The 26,429-nt window shown below is 40.3% G+C and carries 20 protein-coding genes; 13 read left to right on the top strand and 7 right to left on the bottom strand.

The window, feature by feature from the left end; all coding sequences use genetic code 11:
- The first annotated feature begins 108 nt into the window (after nt 1-108).
- The 7 genes from pnp (at nt 109) to AB6T38_RS04545 (ending at nt 9,412) form a co-directional block, all read left to right on the top strand.
- Entirely contained in the window at nt 109-2,220 is a 2,112-nt protein-coding gene (pnp, locus tag AB6T38_RS04575; RefSeq protein ID WP_348490504.1) for a polyribonucleotide nucleotidyltransferase, read from the top strand.
- A gap of 84 nt (nt 2,221-2,304) precedes the next feature.
- Nucleotides 2,305-2,613, top strand: a complete 309-nt coding sequence (locus tag AB6T38_RS04570; protein WP_372546195.1) for a DUF1244 domain-containing protein — start codon at nt 2,305-2,307, stop codon at nt 2,611-2,613.
- Between the two features lie 136 nt (nt 2,614-2,749).
- Entirely contained in the window at nt 2,750-4,087 is a 1,338-nt protein-coding gene (locus tag AB6T38_RS04565) for a M14 family zinc carboxypeptidase (protein ID WP_372546194.1), read from the top strand.
- A gap of 266 nt (nt 4,088-4,353) precedes the next feature.
- Nucleotides 4,354-6,408 carry a prolyl oligopeptidase family serine peptidase gene (locus tag AB6T38_RS04560; RefSeq protein ID WP_372546193.1) on the top strand — a complete coding sequence of 685 codons (2,055 nt, stop codon included), beginning with the start codon at nt 4,354-4,356 and terminating at the stop codon, nt 6,406-6,408.
- Nucleotides 6,409-6,412: 4 nt separating this feature from the next.
- On the top strand, nt 6,413-7,471 hold the full coding sequence (locus tag AB6T38_RS04555) for a CNNM domain-containing protein (RefSeq protein WP_372546192.1): 1,059 nt from the start codon (nt 6,413-6,415) through the stop codon (nt 7,469-7,471).
- A gap of 10 nt (nt 7,472-7,481) precedes the next feature.
- Nucleotides 7,482-8,174 (top strand): lipoprotein-releasing ABC transporter ATP-binding protein LolD, encoded by a 693-nt coding sequence (gene lolD / locus AB6T38_RS04550; RefSeq protein ID WP_372546191.1) that lies wholly within the window; start codon nt 7,482-7,484, stop codon nt 8,172-8,174.
- On the top strand, nt 8,171-9,412 hold the full coding sequence (locus tag AB6T38_RS04545) for a lipoprotein-releasing ABC transporter permease subunit (protein WP_372546190.1): 1,242 nt from the start codon (nt 8,171-8,173) through the stop codon (nt 9,410-9,412). The genes lolD and AB6T38_RS04545 overlap by 4 nt, the downstream gene beginning before the upstream one ends.
- A 37-nt stretch (nt 9,413-9,449) precedes the next feature.
- On the opposite strand, the gene AB6T38_RS04540 is transcribed toward AB6T38_RS04545, so the two are convergent.
- Nucleotides 9,450-10,811: a dicarboxylate/amino acid:cation symporter gene (locus AB6T38_RS04540; protein ID WP_372546189.1), complete on the bottom strand. Its 1,362-nt coding sequence runs from the start codon at nt 10,809-10,811 to the stop codon at nt 9,450-9,452.
- A gap of 123 nt (nt 10,812-10,934) precedes the next feature.
- Between AB6T38_RS04540 and AB6T38_RS04535 the strand changes: the two genes are divergently transcribed.
- Nucleotides 10,935-13,109, top strand: a complete 2,175-nt coding sequence (locus AB6T38_RS04535) for an Ig-like domain-containing protein (RefSeq protein WP_372546188.1) — start codon at nt 10,935-10,937, stop codon at nt 13,107-13,109.
- A 63-nt stretch (nt 13,110-13,172) separates the two neighbouring features.
- On the opposite strand, the gene astB is transcribed toward AB6T38_RS04535, so the two are convergent.
- On the bottom strand, nt 13,173-14,513 hold the full coding sequence (astB, locus tag AB6T38_RS04530; RefSeq protein WP_372546187.1) for an N-succinylarginine dihydrolase: 1,341 nt from the start codon (nt 14,511-14,513) through the stop codon (nt 13,173-13,175).
- Between the two features lie 334 nt (nt 14,514-14,847).
- Here astB and topA point away from each other — a divergent pair, with 334 nt between their 5' ends.
- The 3 genes from topA to AB6T38_RS04515 all read left to right on the top strand — a co-directional run bounded on the left by topA (nt 14,848) and on the right by AB6T38_RS04515 (nt 18,623).
- Nucleotides 14,848-17,484, top strand: a complete 2,637-nt coding sequence (topA, locus tag AB6T38_RS04525) for a type I DNA topoisomerase (protein ID WP_372546186.1) — start codon at nt 14,848-14,850, stop codon at nt 17,482-17,484.
- Nucleotides 17,485-17,561: 77 nt separating this feature from the next.
- The gene (locus AB6T38_RS04520) at nt 17,562-18,125 is read left to right on the top strand and encodes a DUF2058 domain-containing protein (RefSeq protein ID WP_348490493.1); all 564 of its coding nucleotides are present in this window, start codon (nt 17,562-17,564) and stop codon (nt 18,123-18,125) included.
- 42 nt (nt 18,126-18,167) lie between these two features.
- Complete coding sequence (locus tag AB6T38_RS04515) at nt 18,168-18,623, top strand: YaiI/YqxD family protein (protein ID WP_348490492.1); 456 nt, start codon at nt 18,168-18,170, stop codon at nt 18,621-18,623.
- On the opposite strand, the gene AB6T38_RS04510 is transcribed toward AB6T38_RS04515, so the two are convergent.
- The 5 genes from AB6T38_RS04510 to AB6T38_RS04490 form a co-directional block, all read right to left on the bottom strand.
- A complete protein-coding gene (locus tag AB6T38_RS04510) occupies nt 18,620-19,858 on the bottom strand; it encodes a DEAD/DEAH box helicase (RefSeq protein WP_372546185.1) in 1,239 nt (412 codons plus the stop codon). The two genes, AB6T38_RS04515 and AB6T38_RS04510, sit on opposite strands and share 4 nt — an antisense overlap.
- A 183-nt stretch (nt 19,859-20,041) precedes the next feature.
- Complete coding sequence (locus tag AB6T38_RS04505; protein ID WP_372546184.1) at nt 20,042-21,232, bottom strand: aromatic amino acid transaminase; 1,191 nt, start codon at nt 21,230-21,232, stop codon at nt 20,042-20,044.
- Between the two features lie 83 nt (nt 21,233-21,315).
- Nucleotides 21,316-22,083, bottom strand: a complete 768-nt coding sequence (locus AB6T38_RS04500) for an NRDE family protein (protein WP_372546183.1) — start codon at nt 22,081-22,083, stop codon at nt 21,316-21,318.
- 3 nt (nt 22,084-22,086) lie between these two features.
- The gene (locus tag AB6T38_RS04495; protein WP_372546182.1) at nt 22,087-23,052 is read right to left on the bottom strand and encodes an FHA domain-containing protein; all 966 of its coding nucleotides are present in this window, start codon (nt 23,050-23,052) and stop codon (nt 22,087-22,089) included.
- Nucleotides 23,043-24,296, bottom strand: coding sequence for a serine protease (locus AB6T38_RS04490; RefSeq protein ID WP_372546181.1), 1,254 nt, complete (start codon nt 24,294-24,296; stop codon nt 23,043-23,045). Before AB6T38_RS04490 ends, AB6T38_RS04495 begins: the two co-directional genes overlap by 10 nt.
- Before the next feature lie 238 nt (nt 24,297-24,534).
- Here AB6T38_RS04490 and AB6T38_RS04485 point away from each other — a divergent pair, with 238 nt between their 5' ends.
- Both AB6T38_RS04485 and AB6T38_RS04480 read left to right on the top strand, forming a co-directional pair.
- Nucleotides 24,535-25,161, top strand: coding sequence for a lysophospholipid acyltransferase family protein (locus tag AB6T38_RS04485; protein WP_372546180.1), 627 nt, complete (start codon nt 24,535-24,537; stop codon nt 25,159-25,161).
- Nucleotides 25,151-26,392 (top strand): cystathionine gamma-synthase family protein, encoded by a 1,242-nt coding sequence (locus AB6T38_RS04480; RefSeq protein ID WP_372546179.1) that lies wholly within the window; start codon nt 25,151-25,153, stop codon nt 26,390-26,392. Before AB6T38_RS04485 ends, AB6T38_RS04480 begins: the two co-directional genes overlap by 11 nt.
- Nucleotides 26,393-26,429 lie beyond the last annotated feature (37 nt).

The raw sequence follows: 26,429 nt of genomic DNA, 5'->3' as shown, positions 1-26,429 counted from the left end.
AAATTAACCTTGATTAAATATAAATTTCACTGTCGATTTGCCTATCATATAGCTATACTATGCGCCGCATTTAAAAGCGATATAAGAAAATATTAAAAAGGATAAATAGTGACTCCTATTACTAAAACATTTCAGTATGGTCAGCATACTGTAACTCTAGAAACGGGCGTTATTGCTCGTCAAGCTACTGCTGCTGTTATGGCTAGCATGGATGATACATCTGTACTAGTTAGTGTAGTTGGTAGAAAAGAAGCCAAAGCAGGTCAAGACTTCTTCCCATTAACGGTTAATTATCAAGAAAAAGCTTATGCTGCTGGTAAAATACCAGGTGGCTTTTTCAAACGTGAAGGTCGTCCTTCAGAAAGTGAGACTTTAATCGCACGTTTGATCGACCGTCCAATCCGTCCTCTATTCCCAGACGGCTTCATGAACGAAGTGCAAATTATTATTACCGTTGTTTCTGCAAACCCAGAAATTCCGACTGATATCATCTCTCTTATTGGTACCTCTGCGGCTTTGGCAATTTCAGGTATTCCATTTAATGGTCCTGTTGGTGCAGCTCGTGTTGGTTACAAAGAGGGTGAGTACATTCTAAACACTTTGACTTCAGAACTTGAAACAAGTGAATTAGATTTGGTTGTAGCCGGTACTGAAAGTGCAGTATTGATGGTTGAATCAGAAGCAAGCATTCTTTCTGAAGAAGTGATGCTTGGTGCTGTAATGTATGGTCATGAGCAAAGCCAAGCTGTTGTTAATGCAGTGAGTGAGTTTGCTGCAGAAGTTGCTACTCCTAAATGGGAATGGGCCGCTGATGCTGAAAATACTGATCTTAAGAGCAAAATCAAAGAATTAGCAGAAGCTGGCATGACTGAAGCTTACCAGATTTCTGATAAAATGGTGCGTAAAGATGCCGTTGTTGCGGTAACTGAAAAAGCCGTTGAAGCAATCCTTGAAGCTGATCCTGAGCAAGACCCTAAAGAAGTGTCTGAAATGCTACATGATCTAGAGAGTGATGTTGTTCGTTCTCGTATACTTGCCGGCGAGCCACGTATTGATGGTCGCGAACCGGATATGATCAGAGCGTTACACGTAAATACAGGTGTTCTACCTAGAACTCACGGTTCTGCTCTTTTCACGCGTGGTGAAACTCAAGCATTAGTTGCCGCTACCCTTGGTACAGAGCGTGATGCACAGATGATCGATGAGCTAGGTGGCATGGCAAGTAGCCGTTTCATGTTGCATTACAACTTCCCTCCATACTGTGTAGGCGAAACAGGTTTTGTAGGCTCTCCTAAGCGTCGTGAAATTGGTCACGGTCGTTTGGCTAAACGTGGTATTCAAGCTGTAATGCCATCTGAAGCTGAATTCCCATATGTTGTTCGTGTAGTGTCTGAGATTACTGAATCAAATGGTTCGTCTTCTATGGCCTCTGTATGTGGTACTTCACTTGCACTAATGGATGCCGGTGTACCTATTAAAGCTTCTGTAGCGGGTATTGCTATGGGCTTGGTGAAAAGTGACGAAAACTTCGTTGTTTTATCTGACATTCTAGGTGATGAAGATCACCTTGGTGATATGGACTTTAAAGTTGCTGGTACTACCGATGGTATTACTGCACTGCAAATGGACATCAAAATCGAAGGTATTACCAAAGAAATCATGCAAAAAGCCCTTAAGCAAGCTAAAGAAGCTCGCTTGCACATTTTGGGTGTTATGGATGAAGCTCTTGGTGGACACCGCGACGAAATGTCAGAGTTTGCTCCTCGCATCTATACCCTTAAAATCGATCAGGATAAAATCCGTGATGTGATTGGTAAAGGTGGCGCAATGATCCGTGCTATCACTGAAGAATCAGATACTAATATCGAAATCGAAGATGACGGTACTATTAAGATTTTTGCAACTGAACTAGCTAAAGCAGAAATTGCTATCGCTAAGATTGAGCAAGTAACTGCAGAAGTTGAAGCGGGCAAAACTTACCATGGTAAAGTGACGCGTATCGTTGATTTTGGTGCATTTGTTGAAGTATTGCCTGGTAAAGAAGGTCTGGTACATATTTCACAAATCGCTCATGAACGTGTGAATAAAGTTTCTGATTATCTTTCTGAAGGCCAAATGGTTGACGTGAAAGTAATGGAAATTGATCGTCAGAACCGTGTTCGTCTTAGCATCAAAGAGTTGTTGGAAAAACCAGCAGCAGAAGCACCTTCTGAAGATTAATCTACAAAATTGTGTTACATAAAAAGGAGCTTTAAGCTCCTTTTTTTATTTTGTGTTAATTGATTATTACGATTGGAATATACGATGGATAAACAAACAGAAATTGAAATTCAAGCGGCAACCTTTAGACGTTTGTTAAAACACTTAGACGACAATAAAGATGTGCAAAACATCGATTTAATGATTTTAGCCGACTTTTGTCGTAATTGCTTAGGTAAGTGGTACAAGGCCGCGGCGGAAGAAAAAGGAATTGAAATCGATTACGAACAAGCTAGGGAAAAGATATACGGTATGCCTTATTCCCAATGGAAAGAACAGTATCAAGCCAAAGCTACCCCCGAGCAACTTGCGGAGTTTGATGCTAGGCAAGCTCAAAAAGGCGGTTGTAATTAACTGATAGATTAGGCTTGGCTAGGGAAGTTGCCATTGATTAAATTGCGCTAATGATGATAACTAACTAAAATTACTAGAATTACCTAGTCAAGCGCTCTAATCTAGACATAGTGAATAATGACAGTTCGGAGTAGGCATGTTCCCTGAGAACAACGAATTAGAACAGCTTTATTGCAAAGCCAGAATTGCTCAACTGGACAAAGCCCACATTTTCCCTGAGGATGTCAGCGAACATCTTGAGGAAGCTATTTTTGTTGATCCGGATTTTATTAAGAAACGAATTATAGGTCATTCCTATTTAGCCCGTCCCATTCATATGATTTCAGTGGGCAAGGGGAGTATTCCTATATTATGTTGGTCGCAAATGCATGGAGATGAGCCAACGGCAACAGCGTCACTGTTGGACTTACTTGTCTTTATTGAGCAAAATAAAACCACTCCTTGGCTAACCGAGCTCTTTGAAAAAGTCACTCTACACTTCGTGCCTATGTTGAACCCCGACGGTGCACAGCAACAAACTAGAGAAAATGCCCAAGGTATTGATATCAATCGCGATGCCGCAGTCTTACAAACCCCTGAAGGAAAAGTACTAAAATCTTTGTTCGACAATATTAAGCCAGCTTTTGCCTTCAACCTTCATGATCAGTCTCGTTATTATCGCATTGAGCATTCTTTAGCACCGGTAGAAATGGCATTTTTAGCGCCTGCAGGTGATTCTCACGAAAGTATGCCTGATAATAGATGTAATGCCATGAAACTTATTGGTGCTGTGCTATCTGATATGTCAGATGAATTGTTTGGTCGGGTCGCCAAGTATCAAGATAGCTATTCAGATCGCGCCTTTGGTGATCTAGCTTGTAGCCAAGGCATTGCTTGTGTTTTGATTGAATCGGGATATAGGACCAATGATCTAAATAGACAAAATGCCAGACGACTCAATTTTCTTTGTCTAATGCTGGGTTTAAAGCACATTGCTGATGGCTCATATCAGCAGGTGGGAGAGTTTGCGTACAATTCTTTACCGTATAATATTGAAAATGGACTCTGTGATCAAGTCATTAGGGGCCTCAAAGTTGATAGCGTGAAAGGTAATTTTAATGTGGATGTTGCCTTAAAGCATCTAAACCACAAACAGGCACTGATTAGCGAACTAGGGGACTTAAGGCATTTGGGCGGTTATGAAGTGTTAAATGCCCATAATTTTAATTATGCACCAGGGAATACCTTTGAGGTCAATGAACCCATCGACCTTAGTGAAGACAAGTACCTATTTTTGTTACGCAACGGTTTTTGTCGTTTCAGTGGCGATATATCGTTAATCAATCAGTTAACTGATTGGCCCATCATCAAAGTGCCGGGAGAGTCTGAACCTGCTGGCTTCTGGCAAAAGAGAATGCCACCAACTTGGTTGATGTTATTTAATGACCAAGTTAAAGGGGCTGTATTAGAAGGGAAACTAATCGTTTTGAAATAATAAACAGTTATTTACACTTTATATTCAACTTCGAATTGAGAATACTTTGATTCTCATCATTAAGTTGTCAAACTAGTCAATCACTGCATAAAAAGTGCAGATATATAGGATACAGTTTGGCAATTACCGATTAATACGAAAATACGTAGAATTGTCTTCTATATGATCAATAATCGTTGTTACTTTCAATGCAAAGGTCGTATTTACGAGGCATTTTAAAAAAAGTGCGATAAGCTATTTGTTCGCCGACTACATTAGGGATAAAAATGAAAAACGTAATGCTTACTTTTTTGTTAATGGGAGGATTAATTTCACCAGCTATTAACGCAAAGACAGAAATCGATGTACTCAAATCTGAGAATATCTTCGACATTGAGTATGCGGCTGATTTAAACATCAGTAAAGATGGTAAAGTCGTCTATTTCGTACGCCATTTTATGGATATTCAAAGTGACAGAAAGCTTGGTAATATCTGGTCTGTAGACACTAAGACGGGCAACATGTTACCTGTTACTACGGGTGACCATTTAGATTACAACCCGGTACTATCCGCCGATGGTAAAAAGCTTGCTTTTATCTCTACTCGAAGCGGTAAGCCACAAATTTACGTCACTTGGTTAGCCTCGGGCAACACTGCAAAGCTTACTAATTTGGTCTCGTCTCCTAGTGGGTTAAGTTGGTCGCCTGATGGTAAGTACATCGCCTTTAGCATGTTTGTCGCTGGTAAACCTAAATCACCAGTAAACCTAGCGGGTAAGCCCGCGGGAGCCAAATGGGCAGACCCTGCGATTTATATTGATGATGTGTATTATCGCTTTGATGGAGGCGGTTATCGTAGCCCTGGCACATCAGAGATATTTATCTTATCTGCTGATGGCGGTACACCTAGACAACTAACTAACGATGAATTTGATAATGGTGGCGCGTTGAGTTGGGGTAAAAACAGTGAACTCCTCTATTTTTCTGCTAATCGTTCCGAAAATCGAGATTTTACTCCTCTTAACAGCGATATTTATTCTATTTCAATTAAAGATAGTCTTATCACGCAATTAACCGAAAGGGATGGGCCTGACGGCAGCCCCAAGATCTCTCCAAATGGCAAATACTTGGCCTATATTGGCTTTGATGATAAACGTAAAAATTATGACAATGCTAAAGTCTATATAAAACAGCTATCTGATGGTGAGACAATAATGGTCTCTGAAGGATTAGATCGCAGTATAGACACAATAGAGTGGGATCACAAAAGTCGAAACCTTTATATTCAGTATGATGATAAAGGCAAAACTATTTTAGCCCTGCAATCGGCAAGAACAGCGGATAAACGCAGTATATTGTCTGACAAATTAGGCGGCCAATCTTATGGTCGACCTTATACCAGCGGTGAGTTTTCGGTAAGTGAAAATGGCAAAGTGGTCATTTCACATTCTGATCCCATGCGACCTGCGGATATCGCGATTATCGAAAACAAAAAAAGCAAACTACTAACCCATTTAAATGATGATGCCTTGAGTCACAAAACTCTGGCCAAGATCGAAGAGTTTTGGTTTAAATCCAGTACTGATGGTAAGGATATTCAAGGCTGGATTGCTTACCCTCCGGGCTTTGATGAAACTAAAAAGTATCCAATGGTATTGGAAATCCATGGTGGTCCGGTTACCGCCTATGGACCACATTTCTCAATGGAGATCCAACTGTTTGCCGCTGCTGGCAATGTAGTGTTGTATCTAAATCCTAGAGGTAGTTCTAGTTATGGAGCAGACTTTGCCCATACGATTGATAAAAACTATCCCAGTCAAGATTACGACGATTTAATGAGTGGCGTGGACAAGCTTATTGAAAAAGGGTTTATTGATACTGATCAGCTATTTATTACTGGTGGTTCAGGTGGTGGTACCCTCACTGCTTGGTCTATTGGCCATACTCAACGTTTTGCAGCAGCGGTAGTCGCAAAACCGGTAATTAATTGGTTTAGTTTTGTACTAACTGCGGATTTCTATCCTTTCTTTTATCAATATTGGTTCAACGGTAAACCTTGGGATAATTTAGATGAGTATATGAAATATTCGCCTATCAGCTATGTTGGTAATGTAACGACACCGACGATGTTATTGACTGGTGAGTCTGATCATAGAACTCCCATATCTGAATCCGAACAATTTTATCAAGCATTAAAACTGCAAGGTGTTGAGAGTGCCATGGTACGCATACCTAATGCGTCACATAGTATCTATCGTAAACCAAGTAATTTGATGGCAAAGGTGGAATATATTTTGTGGTGGTTCGAGCAACATAAACCTAAAAAAGAGGGCGATAGTTAACTTTATGGTGCTACTAATTATATATGTTTTTGTTGCACTGGGATTTTCCTTTTTATGTTCTGTCGCTGAAGCGGTCATTTTAAGTATCTCTTCAGCTTACATATCTGTTTCTATGAACAAAGGTGAAAAATCGGGAGAGATTTTACATAGCTTAACGGCGGACATTAACAAACCTTTGGCCGCCATTTTAACCCTCAACACCATTGCCCACACAATGGGGGCTGCTGGTGCTGGGGCACAAGCAGCAGTGGTGTTTGGCGATGCTTACCTTGGTGCAGCTTCAGCTGTATTAACCTTACTCATTTTGGTGTTTTCAGAAATTATTCCGAAGACATTAGGGGCTACTTTTTGGCGTCAGCTCGCACCCGTTACCGCATATTTTTTAAAGTATTTGGTTTGGGTTTTGTATCCGTTTGTACAAATGGCAAATGCGTTAACCAGCCGATTTACAGAGGAAAGCCCCTTAAAAGGTTTGAGTCGTGGAGAGCTGCAAGCCATGACAGAATTATCTAAACACGAAGGTTTATTAGATCACCAAGAAGCCAATATCCTACAAAGTTTATTAAGTTTAGATGATCTTAAAGTACGTGATGCAATGACCCACAGAACCGTGGTATTTAAAGTTTCAGAAAACTTAACGGTAGAAACGTTTTATCATAAACACGCAACCGAGGGCTATTCGAGAATTCCGGTCTATGAAGATGAAGAGCCAGAGAAAATAAGTGGATTTGTTTTAAAATCCGATTTGATTTTGGCTCAGGCAAGAGGCAACGGAAATAAGTTGTTGTCTGAATATCGTAAAGACATGGTGGCCTTGTTAAGCAGTACTAGTTTGGCTGAAACTTTTCCGCATTTTTTACAATCTCGTTCTCATATTCTGCTTGTTGTGGATGAATACGGTGGAATGGACGGCATATTAACCTTAGAAGATTTACTCGAGAGTCTTTTAGGTTTTGAAATCGTAGATGAGAAAGACAAACATGTAAGCATGAAAAAAGTTGCACGACTTATGTGGAAGAGGCGTGAGCGAGAATTGTTCAAACAACAGCAAGACCAAAAATAAAGTAGAGATTATGTCACAGTTGTTAATCTGTAAAAATGTAAGTAAAACCTATCAAGAAAATGACGCCGCGTCAGTACAAGTATTGGATAACGTTAATTTTCAAGTTAATACAGCGGAGCAAGTTGCCATACTGGGGAGTTCAGGGTCAGGGAAAAGTACCTTGTTGCATATCTTGGGTGCACTAGATACGCCATCCTCTGGAAAGGTACTGTTTAACGGACAAGACATTTTTCAGTTTAATGAGAAACAACAAGCTGATTTTCGTAATAAATATTTAGGCTTTGTTTATCAATTTCACCATTTGCTTCCTGAGTTTAGCGCACTAGAAAACGTTTCCATGCCATTACTCATTGGCAGAATTAAAGCGGACTTGGCTAAGCACCGAGCAGAAGAGATTTTAAAACGAGTGGGATTGGGTCATCGATTAGATCATAAACCTGCTCAAATGTCTGGTGGGGAACGTCAGCGCTGTGCCATAGCGCGAGCTCTTGTCACTCAACCTGATTTGGTTTTAGCCGATGAACCTACAGGGAATTTAGACCATAAAACTGGACAGAGTATTTATCATTTATTAAATGAATTAAGAGAACAGGTTTCAACCAGCTTTATTGTAGTAACTCACGATATTGAGTTAGCCGCTAAACTCGACAGAACGTTGAATATTACCGATGGCAAATTGGTCGAGCAGGGCACTACTGTATGAATTTAGTTGGACAATTGGCCTGGCGGTTTCGTTCAGGTAAGCGCCAAAACGGTTTTATATCCTTTATTTCCGCATCATCTACACTAGGCATTGCATTGGGATGTATGGTGTTAATATTGCTACTATCTGTAATGAATGGCTTTGAACGAGAGCTTAAAAACCAACTTTTAAGCTTTATACCCCATGGTGAAATATACGCTTACGAAGGCAGTGGTTTAGAAAACTGGCAAGAGCAACTCAATCGTTTGTCTGCTGATCCAAGGATCACTTCTATCGAACCTTACATCAAAGCCGCAGGTTTATTGCAAAAAGGCAGTAAAATGAAAGCGGTACCAGAACTGGTGGGCATAGATCTAAACTATTCGAAAAATAATAAATTGGTTCAACAAGTAGGCGAGAGTCACTGGAATAACTTTAAAGCAGATCCTAACGCCGTGTTGTTAGGCCGTTCGATAATGCAGCAATTAGCGGTTAACGTAGGCGACAAAGTACAACTTGTATTGCCACAAATTTCCGACGACCTTTCTTTTTCAGCGCCTAAATCAGTGTGGTTACATGTAGCAGGTGAAATCGCCATAGGCGGTGAACTTGACGCTCAAATTGGCTTTATGCATATACAATTAGCTGCTGATACATTAGGTACAAAAACCGGTGCTCAAGGTTTACGCTTTCGTTTCAATGATCCTTTTATCGCCAATAGCGCCATACGTGAATTTGGTTTTTCTTTTTCCCAGCATGTGTTTATGTCTGATTGGATGCGAACTCAAGGGCATTTATATCAGGATATTCAATTAGTAAGAGCAGTGGTTTATGTTGCGCTCACTTTAGTCATAGCAGTGGCTTGCTTTAATATTATTTCAACTCTGGTCATGGCCGTGAGTGAAAAGCAGGCGGAAATCGCAATGCTTAAAACCATGGGTGCCAGAGATAGGTTAATCATTCAAGTATTTATTCTGCAAGGTGCTGTAAATGGACTTATTGGAACCCTAGTGGGTGTAACATGTGGGGTGCTATTAGCTGAGTATCTGACTCAAATTGCAAGCTTTATTGAAACTGTCAGTGGCGTGAAATTCCTATCTGGCGATGTTTATTTTATCGACTTTCTGCCGTCACAATTACGTTGGAGTGAAGTGTTTTTTACAGCTTTAATCGCGGTGACGTTAAGTTTGTTAGCAACCATTTATCCAGCCATAAAAGCCACTAAAATAAATCCTGCAGAAGCTTTAGGACAACATTAGCAGCTAATCAATAGCTGCTAATGTTTAGTTATTTAAATTAGTCTTTGGTTTGGGTTTCTGTGGGTTTAAAATCATCTAGATCCACATTTTCAAAGTCTACGCCCGCTTCCAAATCGTAATACACAGATTCATCAAGTTCATTTTCGCTTTTTGCGACTACGCAAGAAACCATACAGTCACCAGTAATATTCACCGCTGTCCTAGTCATGTCTAATAACCGATCGACACCTAATATTAAGGCGACGCCTTCAACTGGAAGCCCTACTTGTACTAACACCATAGATAACATGAGTGTACCTACACCTGGTACACCTGCGGTACCTACCGACGCTAACGTAGCGGTTAATACCACCATTAACATATCCGAAGTAGAAAGGTCGATACCATAAACTTGAGCGATAAATACGGTGGCTACCCCTTGCATTATTGCCGTACCATCCATGTTAATCGTCGAACCTAGGGGAACAACAAAAGACGCCACTGACTTGCCGATACCTAATTTTTTAGTAGCGGTTTCCATTGTTACTGGCAAGGTTGCACTACTACTGGCGGTACTAAAGGCAAATAACACTGCTTCGCGCATTTTTAAGAACAAGTACTTAGGGTTCAATCCCGTTAACAGCTTCAGAATTATTGAATAGTTAACAAAGGCATGAATTAGTAACACAGCAAATACCAATACAAAGTATAAGGCTAAGGATGCGATTCGTCCTTCATCAATGGTGGTGAATAATTTTGCTAACAGCGCAAAAACACCATAGGGGGCCAAATTCATCAAAATGGTAACCAACTTCATAATTACCGTATTTAAATCTTCGAAGAAAGCGGCAATACGTTTGCCCGCATCACCAACCATCGCAATGGCTAAACCAAATAAAACTGCGAAAGTGATAACTTGCAACATTTTACCTTCGGTAAAGGCTTGGAACGGGTTTGATGGGAATATATCGATAATTACCGCGGCTAGAGTAGGTGGCTCTTTGGCGGCAAAAACGGCATCAGTTGGAATAGGGATACCAGAACCAGGTTGAACGATGATCGCTGCAATCATTGCAACAGTTATCGCTATGGCAGTAGTACCAATATAAAGCAAAACAGACTTGCCACCTAGGCGTCCTAATTTACTTGGTTCAGATAAGTTAGCCACACCACAGACTAAAGAAACAAAGACCAGAGGTACTATAAGCATTTTTAAACTGTTGATAAATATCGAACCAACGACATTAAATATACCATTGATTAAAACATCATACGTAGAAACCGTAGTCCCGAATACACTAAATGCTAAATCTCCGCTATCATCAAATGACCATTTTAAAATAACACCGGTAATTATCCCGGCAATCATGCCGATAAAGATTTTAGCGGTGAGACCAAGTTTTTTTGGAGATTGCTGCATTGTTAGTCCTAAATTTATTATTGATTTTTGGATAGCGTAGCAAGTTTAGGTCTCTAGCAAAACAAGAAAAATGATTTAGAACTGGTACTTGAATTGAAAAACATTATTTGTGGGAAAAAATGCATGGCTTCACGTTTGAAGATGTTGTTCGCTGTTATACTAATTTTTACACTTTCAGCCTGTGGTGGAGGCGGCTCAGTTGAGCGTGATTCTACAGCCACAGATACCGGTGGAAGTGATAGTTCTGTAACCTATGATGTTAATTTAAGCATCGCGGATCAAGACGGAGGCGCGGTCAATGAACTAACCTCTACCTCTCCTTTAGTGGTGACAGCAACCGTCAGTAGTTCTGATGGTAACGTAGAAGATCGACTCGTCACCTTCACATTCAGCCAAAATGGTTTAGCCACCTTTGATAATGATACGGGAACGGCCTTAACCAACGCAGATGGAGTTGCCACTATTGGATTGTTGGTTGGAGCTAGTTCAGGGGATGGCTTGGTTACAGGAGCGCTTGAAGATGGTACAGCAGGTCAAGTGGGGTTTAGCTCTTCAGGTACTTCGCAATCTGGTGTTACGCCAGCGTCTTTGGAGTTGTATGCAAGTTCAATTCAACTGGCGTCTAGCGGTTCTGATGAAATAGAACTAATTGCGGTGGTTAAAAATGCCCAAAATATCTTATTGTCTGGCGTAGATGTGTCTTTCGCTGCTAATAACGGCGCGGAATTACAAATTATACAAGGTACATCGACAGACGATGGTACGGCTAGAGCATCACTCACCAGTCGTAATAACCCAGAAAATAGAACAATTACCGCCACGGTTTCTTCCGGTACCTTCAGTGAAACAATCGACATTAATATTGTGGGTACAGAAGTGAATGTGGATGGCCCATCTTCGGTAGTACTAGGGGATACTATAGACGTTACTATTAAAGTGGCTGATTCTGACGGTAATGGTTTGGCCAATAAAAGTGTTGAACTTAGTGCCTCACAGGGGAATATTGCCACTTCAGCAGTAACTGATAGTGAAGGGCAGGTAAGCATCCAGTATGTCGCTTCTACTTCTGGTGAGAATATCATTACCGCCAGTGCACTCAATGCCCAAGGAAGTTTAACTTTTACCGTGCAAGAAGATAGTTTTAGTTTTACCACAGTGCCCTCAGAAGATGTCCCTCTTAATACAGACACCACTTTGGAGGTGACTTGGTTAAAAGACAATATTGCTTATGTTGGCGGTGAAGTGGTGTTAAGTTCTTCACGAGGGAACTTTGATGTAACGACCGCAATGACAGATAACAACGGTGTTGCTACATTTTTAATTAACTCGAACAACGCTGGATTAGCTTCTATTACCGCACTTGGAACAGATGCAAATGAAGAAACCGTAAGCGCTAGAACACAATTTGAATTTGTAGCCACTGAACCTGCCACTGTTATTGTAGATGCATCACCGGATCTTATCGGCCCAGATGGACAAACATCAACAATTACCGCAATCGTCCGAGATGACACCGGAAATCTTGTAAAAGGTAAGGTCATTAATTTCAGAGTGGACGATGTAAGTGGTGGTTATGTGTCGCCAAACTCAGCAACAACCGACAGCAACGGAATCGCTTCCACTGTGTATACTTCTAATGCGGTGAGCAGCGAAGATGCAGTGATTGTCTATGCCGAGGTGGCAGATGATGATTCAGTCACGGATTTTACCACTTTAACTGTGGGAGATAGAGCCTTTGATATTTCCCTGGGAACAGGAAACTTATTATCATCCCCAGATGATTCTAGTTATCAAAAAGAGTTTTCAGTATTTGTAAGTGATTCAGTGGGTAGAGCTGTGGAAAATGTGTCTTTAACTGCATCTTTAACCCCAATTAAATTTACAGAAGATGGGGTATATCGAAAAGGCTATTGGTCTTATTCAGGGGATGTTTGGGTAGCTAATATCACCGCTATTTGTGCGAATGAAGATATTAATGGCAATGGCATACTCGATAGTGGTGAAGATACCAATGGTGATGGTGAATTAACACCAGGTATCATAGGTACAATAGGTTTTACTGACGGTAATAATGAAACTGATTCAAACGGTCAAGCAAAATTAGAAGTTCGTTATCCTAGAGCATTTGGTTTTTGGGCGGATGTTGAAGTTGCCGTGTTTGGTCAATCTTCAGGCAGTGAAGCCGTCGAAAGTCAGTATTATACCTTATCTGTAGCTGCCGAAGACCTGGACGATGAAGCGATATCACCGCCTAATAGTCCGTTTGGCACAGGGTTTAGTTGTACCGATACTCTGTAAGTAAGTTAGAATGTAAAAAGCCTTGTATTGATACAAGGCTTTTTTATTGAGTCAAAATAATTTTTACTGACGCTGGAAAGGGTATATCGAACCTAAGTTTAAGATTTGAGTTAATTCATCCAATGCACTGCGGGTTTCATCCAGTAAAACCGCATCCCGTAAATCATCAACACTTAATTGATCTCTGTAGTGTTTGTTTACCCACTTATTTAAACGGGCGAAAACAGCCTCAGACATTAAAGTATGTTGATTAACCGCTTCGAGTTCAGCTTCTGTCATCGCTACACGTAAGCGCAAACAAGCAGGCCCTCCACCATTTCGCATACTTTCTTTAACATCAAAATAGTGCACTTTTTTAATTGGGGTATTTAAGCTTGTCAGCTCTTGTAAATAATTGGCGACGGTTGGGTTTTCTTCACATTCAGTTGGCGCAATAATTGCCATTTCACCCGCTGTTAGAGTAATGATCTGGGTATTAAATAGATAGGTCTTAATCGCGTCTTGAACGGGGACGGTTTTGCTATCGACTTGGATAAAATGCAATTTTTGTTCGCCAAACTTGCGTTGAATTTCATCTAATACGTTTTGAGTATTGAGAAATGCTTGTTCATGATAAAACAGCACATTTTGATTCCCCACAGAGATAACGTCGTTGTGGAATACCCCTTGATCAATCAGGTCAGGATTTTGCTGCACAAACACGGTGGTATCGTCACTCAAACCATGTAATCGGGCTATGGCTTGGCTGGCTTCCAAGGTTTGCCTGGCGGGAAATTTTTTAGGAGCAGGTTTACTGCTGTCAAACGCATAGCGGCCGTAAACAAACATCTCAATACCTGCGAGACCATAGTCACTACAAAGTCGAGTATGATTCGCCGCACCTTCATCACCAAAGTGTTCATTTTCTGGTAAATGTTGGTGATGTTGAAAGTATTTATCATTGGCGAAAGTGGCTTGCAAAATACGTCCGGTCACTTCCGGTTCCAACGAACGATGAAATTTATTGGTCAGGTTAGCCGGCGTGAAGTGAATTCTTCCATTACTCGTATCGGCACTGGGAGAGACAGTAGCGGCATTTGCTGTCCACATGCTACTAGCGGAGCAACAAGCGCTGAAAACTTCAGGAGCACGCTTTGAGGCTTGCTCAAGCACGGTTGAATCACTGCCTGTAAAGCCAAGACGTCTGAGCGTGTCAATATCTGGTCGTGCTTGGGGCGCTAATACACCTTGTACCATGCCCATATCATGTAATGCTTTCATCTTTTGCAGTCCTTGCAGCGCTGCTTGCTTTGGACTACTAAACGCATTTGCATTATTTAGGGACGCTACATTACCAATTGAAAGACCCGCATAATTGTGGGTTGGACCGACTAAACCATCAAAATTGACTTCAACTTGTTTCACTCACTCACCTCATTGCAACTAAAATGCATAAAGCTTGTCCATCACGAATAGGTTTCAATGAATTATATTTCAAAAAAACTAGGTGATTTAGACTTGCTCTGTTTACTATTGGTGGCGATTATACGTCTTTTAATGTGCTTGCCAATGTGCCTGTACATATTTTGAACATATTTGGTGCGTCATTACAATTAAAAAGTAGATAAGTATTAAGAAGAACTTGTTTTCTATTCACTTTGCCGATATATGTTAAAAAAGCAATATGTGTCAGGAAGTTTAAGTAAACTCCTTATAAATGGTATAAAATCCATATAAATCAAAGGTTAATAAGTAATTTATGGCAAAATCACTGGTTATTGTCGAGTCGCCAGCCAAGGCGAAAACAATAAATAAATATCTGGGCAAAAATTTTATTGTTAAATCTAGTGTTGGACACGTTAGAGATTTACCAACAAAAGCATTAGGCCAAGCTCCGGCCAAAAAACCAGCTAAAGAGCTAAAAGAGTGGAGCGAAAAAAAGCGTGAAAAATACTTAAGAGAATTTGAATATCTTAAGTTAGTCGATCGCATGGGTATTGATCCCCAACACGACTGGAAAGCCCATTATGATATTCTTGCGGGTAAAGAGAAAGTTGTTAATGAATTAAAGAAACTTGCAAAAGATGCAGACACTATTTATCTCGCAACGGATTTGGATAGAGAAGGGGAGGCGATTGCCTGGCATTTGCAAGAATTATTGGGTAGTAAAGGAAAAACTTACCAACGGGTAGTTTTTAACGAAATTACCAAGAATGCTATCCAAGAGGCATTTGCGCACCCTGGTCAATTAAATATTGCCCGAGTAAATGCTCAACAAGCTCGCCGATTCCTCGACCGGGTGGTGGGCTTCATGGTGTCTCCATTGTTATGGAAAAAAGTCGCTCGTGGGCTTTCAGCAGGCCGTGTTCAGTCGGTGGCTGTACGTTTAGTCGTTGAACGTGAACGCGAAATCAAAGCATTTGTTCCAGAAGAATTTTGGGATATTCATGCGGATTTAAATGCGAAGCAAACAGCATTACGTATGCTCGTCTCTAAGCATTTAGGTAAAGCCTTCAAACCAATTAATAAATCCCAGGCTGATACTGCCTTAGAAGCGCTGAATAAAGCCGCTTATGAGGTTATCAGTCGAGAATCTAAACCGACACAAAGTAAACCTTCCGCACCCTTTATCACTTCCACGTTGCAGCAAGCTGCAAGTACTCGGTTGGGCTTTGGAGTGAAGAAAACGATGATGATGGCTCAGCGCTTGTATGAAGCTGGTCATATTACGTATATGCGTACAGATTCAACTAATTTGAGTAAAGACGCTGTAGATAACTGTCGTAGTTATATCGAAGATAATTTTGGCAATAATTATTTGCCTAACGCTCCCATTTCTTATGGTAGCAAAGAAGGTGCACAAGAAGCTCACGAAGCTATTCGTCCCTCCAATGTGATCGTCAAGTCTGAATCATTAACAGAAGTTGAGCGTGATGCGCAGCGACTTTATGAGTTAATTTGGCGTCAATTCGTAGCCTGTCAAATGGTGCCGGCAAAATATGATGCGAGTACCATTAAGGTGAAAGCCGGCGAGTACGAATTAGTCGCTAAAGGCCGTGTGTTAAAATTTGATGGTTGGACTCGGGTACAAACGCAAGTGAAAGGCAAGGGCGATGGTGATCTTAATTTACCTGATGTTAAAGAAGGTGAAAAACTCGACCTTAAGGCACTGGATCCAAAACAACACTTTACAAAACCTATTGCTCGCTTTAATGAAGCGTCATTGGTTAAAGAGCTAGAAAAAAGAGGTATAGGTCGTCCTTCAACTTATGCCAGCATCATTTCGACTATCCAAGATCGTGGTTATGTGAAATTGGATAATAAACGTTTTTACGCGGAGAAAATGGGGGAAATTGTTAACGATCGTTTAGTGGATAATTTCTCTGATTTAATAAACTTCGATTTCACCGCCAACATGGAACAACAACTTGATGATGTTGCAAATGGCGTTCGTGATTGGAAAGATGTTTTAAATGAGTTTTACGAAGATTTCTATCAACGATTGTTAAAAGCTGAATTGCCACCTGAAGAGGGAGGCATGCGTCTCAATCAGGCCATAGAAACCGACGTTGAATGTCACTTGTGTGGCCGCCCTATGAATGTCAGAACAGCCTCTACTGGCGTGTTCCTTGGTTGTTCGGGTTACAACTTACCTCCCAAAGAGCGCTGTACAGGTACTAAAAATCTGACTCCAGGGGATGAAGTCATCAAAGTGGATGATGAAGAAGAGCTGGAAACGGAAGTATTAAGAGCTAAACGCCGCTGTGATATATGCGGTACAGCTATGGATAGTTATTTGGTAGATGAAACTCGCAAGTTACATGTTTGTGGTAATGCGCCTACCTGTCCTGGTACTTATGTTGAAAAAGGGACCTTTAAAATTAAGGGGTATGACGGACCAATTATCGAATGTGATAAGTGTGGTTCGGACATGGAACTGAAAAATGGTCGATTTGGTAAGTATTTTGGCTGTACTAATGAAGAGTGTAAAAATACGCGCAAACTATTGAGAAATGGTGAGGCCGCGCCACCTAAAGAAGATCCCGTTGATTTACCAGAATTGGAATGTGAAAAATCTGATGCTCATTTCGTTCTTCGTGATGGTGCAGCAGGAATCTTTATGGCAGCCCATAACTTTCCAAAATCTCGCGAGACGCGGGCACCAATGGTCCATGAGTTAGCTAGATTTAGGGACCGTATTTCACCTAAGTTTTATTACTTAGCTGATGCACCTGCAAAGGATCCCGACGGTAATCCCACTATGGTGAGATTTAGTCGTAAAACTAAACAACAATATGTCACCTCTGAAAATGCGGAAGGTAAAGCAACAGGTTGGGCAGCTTGGTATCAAGATGGCAAATGGGTTGTTGAAGACAAACGTAAAAAAGGCAAATAGTCGGTTTTACAATCTATTGTTAACGGCAGTGTAATACTGCCGTTTTTATTTCTAGAATATTCAAAGAGTATTTTATTATGGCGTTATCATTACAAGAGCAATTATTAAAAGCAGGTTTAACCGATAAGAAAAAGGTAAAACAAGCCAAAAAAGAAAAGCACAAACAAGTAAAACAGCAGCAAAAACATAAAGTTGTGAATAAAAATGAATCACAAATTGCGGCTCAAAAAGCACTTCAAGAAAAGCAAGAAAAAGACCGAAAGCTAAACCAAGAAGCCAAAGCACTTGCCGAGACCAAGGCGGTACAAGCGCAGATTAAACAGTTGGTTGAGCTGAACAAGCAGCCCAAAGATAATGGTGATATCCCTTGTAATTTCACCCACGACAATATCATCAAACGGCTGTATGTGAATCAACAAACCCGTAACCGGATTAGCCAAGGCAAACTTGCCATTGTGGTACTTGGTGGGGCATATGAAATTGTCCCTATGCCTGTGGCAGACAAAATTAGTTTACGCGACAAAGATGCGGTGGTGTATCGTGCTGATGCGGCGGAACAGGCAGAAGCTAAATCAACCAGTACTGCCGAAGAAGATGAATGGTATGCAGATTATGAAATTCCAGATGATTTAGTGTGGTAATCAACATACTTTAATTTTTCTTTTTTCAAGGAGCTTTCTAATTTGAAAATTTGGGTTGATGCAGACGCTTGTCCGAATGTGATAAAAGACATTTTATTCAAAGCTGCGCAACGTACAGGGGTTGAGATGACCTTAGTTGCAAATCAGTTTATTCGCGTACCGCCAAATAAAAACATTACGTCATTACAAGTCTCTTCAGGATTTGATGTGGCTGACGATGAAATTGTTGCTCGCTGTGAAGCCGGTGATTTAGTTATCACCAGTGACATTCCCTTAGCGGCTGAAGTGATTGAAAAGGGCTGTAACGCCCTTAGTCCTAGAGGTGAACTTATGGACAAGGAAAACGTGCGTTCACGACTTAACATTCGAGACTTTATGGATACCATGCGCGCCAGCGGGGTTAACACTGGCGGGCCTCCGGCACTCAATCAAACTGACCGACAGAACTTTGCCAATCACTTAGATCGCATGTTAACCCAATTTCACCGTCCCAGTTAATCGGCCTTGGGACGTGAATTTCTAGCTGCTCTAGGGTTACGAGGTTTTTTAGGTCTGGGTGGTTTTTTAGCCTGAGGTTTGGCTGGGGTTTCTGATAACTTTTCAGTTGGCTCGAAACCTTTAACTTCAACGCGATTAATTTTCTCACCAATTACCCGTTCGATATCTTTTAATAACTTAACATCTTCAACCGTTACTAAAGAAACAGCATGGCCAGTAGCACCAGCACGGCCTGTTCGACCAATTCGATGCACGTAATCTTCTGCTACGTGGGGTAGGTCATAGTTAATCACAAAAGGAAGTTGATGAATATCTAATCCTCTAGCCGCTATATCGGTGGCAACTAATACTTGGATGGCAGAGGATTTAAATTCTGCTAGGGCCTTGGTACGGGCTCCTTGGCTCTTATTACCATGAATTGCTGATGATATGATGCCTTTGGCCGTTAATTGCTTAGCTAGGCGGTTAGCGCCATGTTTAGTGCGACTAAATACCAAAACCTGATCCATGTTTTGATGTTTGATAATGTGAGACAGTAATGCTGATTTTTTACTTTTATCAACAGGGTGAACACATTGCTCCACTTTATCCGCAGTTTTATTCGCCGGAGCCACTGAAATTTCGACAGGATTGTTCACTATATTTTTTGCAAGTTCACGTATTTGCGGTGAAAAGGTTGCAGAAAACAATAGATTTTGGCGTTTTGGCGGTAATAGTTTCATTACCCGCTTAATATCATGAATGAAGCCCATATCTAACATGCGATCTGCTTCATCTAAGACCAAAATTTGCAAATTATCGAACTTCACCGCTTTTTGATTATACAAATCTAACAAACGCCCGGGTGTGGCTACTAATATATCCACACCTTTGCGCAAGGCCATCATTTGCGGATTAATACTTACGCCGCCAAAAACAACCGTGTGTCGAATGTTTAAGTTTTTGCTGTAGGCTTTTACATTATCCGCTATCTGCGCGGCTAACTCTCGGGTAGGAGTCAACACTAACGCGTTAACTTGGTTCGCCTTTGGGCGCGGTTGATGACTTAATTTTTCTAAGATGGGGAGTACAAATCCAGCTGTTTTACCAGTACCAGTTTGTGCTGCGGCCATCACATCTTTGTTTTCTAAAATGGCTGGAATAGCCTGAGCTTGAATTGGTGTAGGTTCATTGTAGCCTTTTTCAATTAAGGCATTAGCAATGTTCTGGCCTAAACCAAGGGAATTAAAATTCATTAAAGTTTCTCTATTAAGTAAAATACAGGTGATATGTTCATTGCTTAATATCTAAGTATTAAACGCAAGAAAATACAAATAATTTCAGCCAGAGTGTTTGTTTATCTTTATGGGGTTACCTAAGAACACATTGGCTAACAAGAGGAGAAATGCGCTCATTATTGAGCGCATTTAGAAGAGTATTTATAAAACATCTACCAAAGCGGTAGCTAACGCATCGACATTTTTTAAGCTAATACCAGCTATGTTGACTCGACTTGAATCTACAAAGTATACACTATGTTTAGCTCTTATGGCTTTAACTTGTTCAGGACTGATGCACAAATAGGAGAACATCCCTTTTTGCTTAGTGACGAAGCTAAAGTCTTTCGATGCTCCTTTTTCTGCTAATTTGACCACTAATAATTGACGTAAAGATTGCATACGAACCCGCATATCTTCAACTTCGCCTTGCCATTCTGTTTTTAGGATAGGGTCATTTAATACGATATCTACCAAGGCACCGCCGTATGATGGTGGCATAGAATAAATGGCTCTAGCAATGGATTGAATTTGTGTTTGAACAATTTGACGAGTGGCGTTGTTATTCGTCACAGACACTGCAAGTCCAACTCGTTCACGATACAAACCAAAGTTTTTAGAACAGGATGCGGCAATAATGACTTCAGGCAGGTTCTTAGTTAACAAACGAACACCATAAGCATCATCTTCAAGGCCGTCACCAAATCCTTGGTACGCCACGTCGATAAAAGGAATAAAACCCTGTTGTTGGGCGATTTCTAATACTGATTGCCATTGTTCATTGCTTAAATCAGCCCCTGTTGGGTTGTGACAGCAACCGTGCAACAAGACTACATCGCCTTTTTTAACTTGTTTCAGGCAATCGGCCATTTCATCGAACTTAATGCTTGCTGAGGCTTTATCGAAATACGGGTAGGTTTCAATATTCAAACCAGCACTACCGATTAAGGGGATGTGATTTGCCCAAGTAGGGTCACTTACCCAAACAGTAGTATCAGCGTTACAACGTTTAATTAATTCAGATAGTACTCTTAGGGCACCACAACCACCTGGAGCTTGGACCGCTGCCACACGATCTTCAATTATAGCAGGGTGTCCTTTACCTAAAAGTAGCTCCAACATGCCATTAATATAACCTTGTACACCCTGAGGCGTAATATAGGTTTTAGAGGTTTCTTGAGCTAAAAGAATTTTTTGCGCTTTAGCAATTGAACTGAGTATTGGTGTATTCCCGTTTTCATCCTTATAAACACCGACACCTAAATCAATTTTGTTAGGATTCGGATCTTCACGATATGCAGCAGACAGACCTAAAATAGGATCGGCGGGTAATTTCGGTAGCACTTCTAACACAGCAATTCCTCAATAAATAACAGGCGAAAAAAATAAGCCGCTATTATGCCAGTAATTGGAGATATTTCGAGTAATATATGAGCTTATTGAATGTTAAAGTTAAACTCACGTTGTTGGACGTTATGTCCCTGTGGGTCGAATGTGTGTTCTTGCCATGTTACCTGTTTGTTTTTATTCACTAATAACAAGGTTGAAGAACGAGTTCCGTAATCGGCAGATTGAATAAAAATCGACGACAACTTGCGTTCCCAATCCAAAGGCACCCCAGTTTTAGGCAACATTTCATCTTTTGCTTTTGTTTGATCGAGTAGAATTTCAAATAATTTTTCGCTATCTAATGACGATGTCTGTTGGCAATGCTCGCGCAACTTGTTAACCCCTTGATTTATTTTCGGCCAAGGGCTGTCTAAGTCTGCATTTGAAAGTCCGTAAACCCCTGCGCCTAATCGATTCACATTATCTGTGTGATTGTTATACACATACAGGTCGTTCCATTCTCCAAACAATAAATTATAACCATTATATTGCTGTTTGCTTTTCCGTAATTTGCATAAATAATCTTGTGGGGGATCTTGGTTAATTAAAAATTTGCTAACTAAATGGCCCCGTGAAATTGCATTGCTAAGCAGCTTTTGCGGATCTCTTACATTGGTTAAGGCACAAATTCGGCCATTTACATTGGCGCCCATCCATGTACCTCCCGCCTCCAGATCTCGACCGGCAAGTAGGTTAGGGTATGTAGCCCAAAACTCAGACTGAGCGGTGGGGCGTTGGTGAAACTCATCTCGATTAGCGGCTATTATTAACGGATAATCAGGGTGTTGCTCTACAGCAATAAAAAGAATACACATTAACTATTTCTTATCCTTTTCAACTTCTTGCTTTAATCCTTTAATTAGATTATCGGACCGCTCTACAAATTCTTCTGTACTTTCTGGTGTTGTAATCCTAAATATCGGCGACAGTACTTGAGAGGTGTAGCGAGGGGCTGCTACGAAGCTCTGGGTATTAAAGAAATGGGGAGCCAACACATACATGGCCAATAAAGCAGTACCGGCTATGCTAATACCGTTTCGCATGGCTTTTGATTGATGGAATGCAATAAATAAGGTAAACCATAAAAACGCAAAAAATAGGGTGCCTTTTAATAATAAGATAAACCAATAAATAAATTGCACAGAGCTTAAATTAAATTGTAATAGTGCCTGTAAATAACTCAAAAGTTCGTGACTAATTAAAAACAGCCAAAGCAAATTAAATTGAGTCACAATATGAGCTTCTTTTTTGGCCAAGATGGACAACAGAGCAAAACAAAGTGGCCAAATACAGGCTGCTGCTGTTGCACTTAAACTGACTTTCATAACCTGCGAAATATTCACTTCGACAATACTGTTGAAATAGAAATTTGCAGAAACTAAGCCAATAAAGACAAATGCTAGAAGTGCACATATTCTGCGCATGGATAGCCATTCCATTTTTTCTTCTAGTTTACTTAAAACAACTGCTGGTATGACTTTTTGATTGCTTTTAAATACCCGTAATCGTGTTCGACCTATGGTTATAATGTCATCAAAACCTACCAAGGCTTTACTACCCTGGACACCATTAATTTTTACACCATTTAATGAATTAACGTCAGTTAATACCAGTGCATTGTTATCTTCTTCGGAGCTTATGGTTAGGTGTTCCGAGCCTACATAGGGATCGTCAATACGGACGTCATTATCATAGGCTCTACCTACTGAAATCAACTGTTTTTCAAAAACTTGATAACTTAAGACCTTGCCGCTTCTCGACAGTACTTCAACAACTATTGCCATGACATGGAATCCATAAATTGATTAGAGAATTGTTTCATCGAATCTGCACTTACTCCTGCAAGGGTAAAGTGACTGATTAGACTTCCATCTGCGAAGTCATTACTGGCGGAAATAAATAGCACATCATACAAATCGTCGAAGTCTTTATAGGCGCGGGCACACAAGACACTTTTTTGTGAAACTTGATGTTGGTTTGAGACGATATCTTGTTGGCAACGATAATTGGTTACATCATTTTTCCCTGCTTGGTTTCCTGGTCGTGTAAAAGCTATTTTTTTGGTTAGAAAGTTATGAAATTGAAAGGTATTAAGCTGTTCGCTGGTTAACCATTCAAACTCTATTTCAATTTCGCCTGTTTGTAATCTACCGTTTAAAAAGATAGCTTCACCAATTCGACAGCGACTGGAAACCGAGAGAAATTTTACGTCCTTTTCACTGGCGTTGGAGCCCCCCCAACATGATATAAAGTCGGAAATTTGTTCTGGTACACTGGCTTTACCTAATGGGGCGTGAGACCAAGGTTTTGATAAAATTTCAGTTATCAGCTTACTTTGGTTTTGTTGTAACTGTTTCTGCATATGTGATTTATAGTCTTTAGCATTGATTTCGAGTTGCGAATTAAACAATGCTTTAACTTTTGGTAGAGGGATTAAAAAGCCTATTTGATTGCCCGCTGTGGCAACATTCACACCAACAATTTGGCCTAAACCATTGACAGCAGGGCCACCACTCATTCCTGGATTGATTGAGCCCGTAAAATGAATACGTTGGTAAAAACTATTCTTTTTTAACCCATTATAGGTTCCAGGTACCACTATCATTCCTAAATCATGGGGATTACCTAAAGAATAAATATTCGAACCTTGCAAGGGGAGGTTCTCAGCTAACTTAAATGGCAAACCGCTAGTTTGTGCAGGATCAATTTGTAGAAGGGATAAGTCATTAATTACATCAAAGTTCTTAAGCTGTAAACTTCCGGTATTACCATTTGAATCTAAATATTGAATTCGGTATTTATCTGGAAAATATACAAAATCGGAAATGACGTGGTAATTGGAAATAATATCGCCATTTTCACTGACTCTGAATCCAGAACCAATTGAAGACTTGTTTCCTGACTCTTTATCAATCATTTGGATTTGATATAAAGAACTACGATATTGGCTAAACAAATTTTGCGCCGTTTGCTGACTAAAAGCATGTAGGCTAAAAATCAATGATATAAAAATTATAATTCTAAGCACTAAAAATCCCATTATAATACTGACGATGGTAATTAGGGGTTAGTTGCGGCCGCTTCAAACGAAACCTCAACTGAAACACTGCGGCTTGAATTGTGGGTTACAAAAATAACGTGATTATTCTTCCACGACTATTTACATGACCCTTGAAGTTGTAAAAAGTTGCAACCCGCTTATTTTTCAATTCGGCTATATAATAAGAGAATATGAACGTAATTAATATTGTAAAAAGCATTATTTCATGAGCAAAAGGTTAAAAAAACTGAAACTATCAGAAAATATCCCCAGATTGGGAAATGCTTTCAGCGAGTGGTTCGGCATTACTATTTTAAAAATTTTGGGATGGAAATTTGTAGGTGAATTTCCTAAACAAAGTAAAATGGTCATTGCTGTTGCGCCACACACGTCGAATTGGGATTTCGTTATTGGCATGGCTGCGGTGTTTAGTTTACGACTCAAAATCTGTTTTTTTGGTAAACATAGTATTTTTATCCCTCCTTTTAAATCGCTTTTAATGCGTTGGGGCGGCATACCCATTGAGCGTTCGCAATCTCATGGTGTCGTAAATCAAATGATTGATAAAATTAAACAAAAAGATAAAATATTATTAGCGGTTGCTCCAGAGGGCACTCGCAGCAAAATTTACCCTTGGAAAAGTGGTTTTTTACATATTGCTAAACAAGCGAATATTCCGGTGTTTTTAATTGGCCTAGATTATCGGCATAAATCCATCGTTTTAGGACCGATTTTTCATCCTGAAGAAGATAACTCTTTAGAAATGCAAAAAGTTTATGAGTTTTATGCTAAAGTGCACGCAAAATTTCCTTCCCAGGTAGCCTTTCCCGCGGAGAGTTCGATTGAAAGATAAAGGTTTTACAACACGACTTGTGCATGCTGACCGCATGTTTAACAAGCCTCAAGATGGTTCTGTTCATTCACCCACTAGTAATTCTGTACTATTTGAGTATCAAGACGTCAATGATTTAGTTGAGGTCTTTCAAGGCAAGAAACTAGGGCATGTTTACGGCCGTTCTTCTTCGTCATCTAATGCAGCCTTGCAAAATATATTAGCTGATATAGAAGGTGGCGTTTCAGCAGTAACCTTTGCTACGGGTATGGCGGCGATTTCGTCAATGCTTTTAGCTTTGCTGAAACAAAATGATCACATCATTGTGAGTCAGTTTTTATTCGGCAACACCAGTAGTTTAATGGTGACATTGGAAAACTTAGGTATTCAAGTGAGTTATGTGGATACCACCAATATCAAATCTATCAGCCAAGCCCTTACAGATAATACTCGATTGGTTTTTACTGAAACTATCGCAAACCCTGTAACACAGGTGGCTGATTTACAAGCTATTGGTGAGTTTTGTAATATCAACAAGCTGCTATTTATTATCGATAATACCATGACCCCAGGGTATATATTTGATGCTAAAGCCGTCAAAGCATCTTTAACTGTCACCTCATTAACTAAGTATATTTCTGGGCATGGAAATGTATTAGGTGGGGCAGTGGTAGATACAGGCTTTTATGATTGGTCTAAGTATCCTAATATTTTTGATTTGTACCGAGTGGGTGATTCATCTTCTTGGGGCATGACACAAATTCGTAAAAAGGGTTTACGTAATTTAGGTGCAACTTTGGCACCGCAATCTGCGCAGCAAATTTCAGTTGGCTTAGAAACCTTGGCATTACGCCTGAATAAAACTTGTCAAAATGCCTTGAGGCTAGCGACCTATTTACATGGTCACGACAAAGTCGCTAACGTATATTATCCAGGCCTTGCTGATCATCCGCAGCACTATATTGCCAGAGAACTTTTTAATGGTAATTATGGCGGGGTCTTCAGTATGGACTTATCTCCAGGACTGGATATCCATAAGTTTATTAACGCGTTAAATACGGTTGTGATTGCTACCCACCTTGGCGATACCCGGACATTGTGTTTGCCGGTAGCCTCGACTATTTTCTATGAAAATGGTGCTGAGCAACGAGCGCAAATGGGTATCAACGATAATATGATAAGATTTTCTGTCGGTATTGAAGACACCGATGACATCGTTGCAGATTTTGAACAGGCATTTGCTCAACTGTAGCGTTGTCGTACAAGTAAGTTTAAGAGCACTGCTATTT

The sequence above is a fragment of the Aliiglaciecola sp. SL4 genome (assembly GCF_041538045.1).
Taxonomy (GTDB): Bacteria; Pseudomonadota; Gammaproteobacteria; order Enterobacterales; family Alteromonadaceae; genus Aliiglaciecola.
This window is presented reverse-complemented; position numbering and strand designations above follow the sequence as displayed.

Excerpts from the sequence above, each read along its gene's own strand:
- AB6T38_RS04565 (WP_372546194.1), top strand. The coding sequence starts at position 2,750 with ATGTTCCCTGAGAACAACGAATTAGAACAGCTTTATTGCAAAGCCAGA.
- lolD (WP_372546191.1), top strand. The coding sequence starts at position 7,482 with ATGTCACAGTTGTTAATCTGTAAAAATGTAAGTAAAACCTATCAAGAA.
- AB6T38_RS04485 (WP_372546180.1), top strand. The coding sequence starts at position 24,535 with ATGAGCAAAAGGTTAAAAAAACTGAAACTATCAGAAAATATCCCCAGA.
- AB6T38_RS04570 (WP_372546195.1), top strand. The coding sequence starts at position 2,305 with ATGGATAAACAAACAGAAATTGAAATTCAAGCGGCAACCTTTAGACGT.
- AB6T38_RS04510 (WP_372546185.1), bottom strand. The coding sequence starts at position 19,858 with ATGAATTTTAATTCCCTTGGTTTAGGCCAGAACATTGCTAATGCCTTA.
- AB6T38_RS04520 (WP_348490493.1), top strand. The coding sequence starts at position 17,562 with ATGGCGTTATCATTACAAGAGCAATTATTAAAAGCAGGTTTAACCGAT.
- topA (WP_372546186.1), top strand. The coding sequence starts at position 14,848 with ATGGCAAAATCACTGGTTATTGTCGAGTCGCCAGCCAAGGCGAAAACA.
- AB6T38_RS04500 (WP_372546183.1), bottom strand. The coding sequence starts at position 22,083 with ATGTGTATTCTTTTTATTGCTGTAGAGCAACACCCTGATTATCCGTTA.
- AB6T38_RS04535 (WP_372546188.1), top strand. The coding sequence starts at position 10,935 with ATGGCTTCACGTTTGAAGATGTTGTTCGCTGTTATACTAATTTTTACA.
- AB6T38_RS04540 (WP_372546189.1), bottom strand. The coding sequence starts at position 10,811 with ATGCAGCAATCTCCAAAAAAACTTGGTCTCACCGCTAAAATCTTTATC.
- AB6T38_RS04560 (WP_372546193.1), top strand. The coding sequence starts at position 4,354 with ATGAAAAACGTAATGCTTACTTTTTTGTTAATGGGAGGATTAATTTCA.
- AB6T38_RS04495 (WP_372546182.1), bottom strand. The coding sequence starts at position 23,052 with ATGGCAATAGTTGTTGAAGTACTGTCGAGAAGCGGCAAGGTCTTAAGT.
- AB6T38_RS04545 (WP_372546190.1), top strand. The coding sequence starts at position 8,171 with ATGAATTTAGTTGGACAATTGGCCTGGCGGTTTCGTTCAGGTAAGCGC.
- AB6T38_RS04555 (WP_372546192.1), top strand. The coding sequence starts at position 6,413 with ATGGTGCTACTAATTATATATGTTTTTGTTGCACTGGGATTTTCCTTT.